At 58.1% G+C, this 1,576-nt stretch carries 1 pseudogene; it reads left to right on the top strand.

Going from position 1 to position 1,576, the window contains the following annotated elements:
• Window positions 1–802: 802 nt before the first annotated feature.
• Window positions 803–1,455, top strand: a pseudogene (locus EN852_RS34480) (leucine zipper domain-containing protein); the annotation flags it as partial.
• Window positions 1,456–1,576 lie beyond the last annotated feature (121 nt).

Below are 1,576 nucleotides of genomic sequence, written 5' to 3'. Positions count from 1 at the left end.
CTAAAATGAGCAACGAAATTGTACGCCGTGTCGCCGCAGGCAGTGCACTTGCTGGATAGCTGCTAACGAATTCGGCGAGTTCAGATATGGCTCGCACTGAGGTATACTCCAATATATCCGCTTCTTTTCGAATAAAGTCTACGGCTGCTTTTCTACCTCGGGGCGAGCCTTGTTACCCACAATAGTCTCAAGCGAAGCCAGGGCCATGTGCTGGCAGATGGAATTAGGAGACGTCAAACTCCTGCTGCAGCTCGATCAACAACGCGCCTGCTTAACAGTTAAGAAGCCACTCCATTTTGCTGGTGCACTGTTCTACCGGTTTCGATACCGCGTAGCTCCAACAAGCCAAGTTTCATAAAGAATTTACACGTTGAGAACGCCTATTTGCACTTGAGGCGGAGCAATTAACAGAACGGCGAGGTTGTGATGCGCTGACCTTCGCTTCACCATCCCCCTTGCAATCCGCATGCCACCGAAGAAGTTGTCCGAGCAAGTGGCGGACACTGTGTTTCGCGCCGCGCTACCGGAACACTTGACCATTCGTGTGTCTTCTTCCGAACATAGGTGTCTCCGCATGAGAGGCGACCGTCGTATTCAACGTTCCAAGTTCTCGTGGGTCCATATCTAGTGCCAATTCAAACGCCCACCACAATAATGTCTATTGGGCTCTCAGTGGTGGTGGACTCGGCATCCGAGCATCACCAAAGACTCTTGCTAGCTGTGAGCTTTCGGGAGGTTGTCCATTCGGACCGGACCGAGGAGACTGGAGTTACCACGCTTCAGCATCTATCGGAGGGTCCGAATGAACATCCACAAGAATGCCCGTCTCACACCGCTGCGTCGAGAGGAGATGGCGCTGTCGGTGATAGAGGGCGCTTTTTCCAAAGCCCATGCGGCGCGGGTCTATGGCGTCGGCCAAGATCGTGGCGCGCTGGGTCGAGCGCTATAAGGCTGAAGGGCGGGCCGGCATGATCGACCGTTCCTCGCGGCCCGCCCATATGTCACAGGCCACCGCTGCGTTGATCGCCGAGCGCATCATGGCGCTGCGGCGGCAACGTTGGACCGGCAAGCACATCGCCCATGAGGTCGGCGTCTCGCCCGCCACCGTCAGCCGGGTTCTCAAGCGTGCCGGGCTGTCGCGGCTAAGCGATAGCGAGCCGGCCGAACCGGTCCGGCGCTACGAGCGGGAGAACCCAGGCGAGATGATCCATATCGACATCAAAGAAGCTCGGCCGCTTCAGCCAAGTCGGCCATCGCATCACCGGCGAGCCGCAAAAAGGCAAGTCGCGCGGCGCCGGCTGGGAGTTCGTCCACGTCTGCATCGACGACGCGTCCCGCATCGCCTTCTCGCAAATCCTGCCCGACGAGAAAGAAGAACGCGCCATCGCCTTCCTCAAGGCGGCGGTGGCCTGCTACGCCAGCCTCGGCGTCACAATAGCCCGCGTCATGACCGACAACGTCCTAAGCGCGGAACGAAATGGAGCCTGCAGTCAAGGTCTCTCTGTTCGTCAGCATGCCCTTGCTGCGTGACGTTGGTCAAGTCGTCGAACCAGGCGGCTTCCACCGGCAAGGGAAA

The organism is Mesorhizobium sp. M2E.F.Ca.ET.209.01.1.1 (genome assembly GCF_004010375.2).
GTDB lineage: Bacteria > Pseudomonadota > Alphaproteobacteria > Rhizobiales > Rhizobiaceae > Mesorhizobium.
The sequence above is the reverse complement of the archived record's forward strand: the minus strand, read 5'-3'. Positions and strand labels throughout refer to the sequence as shown.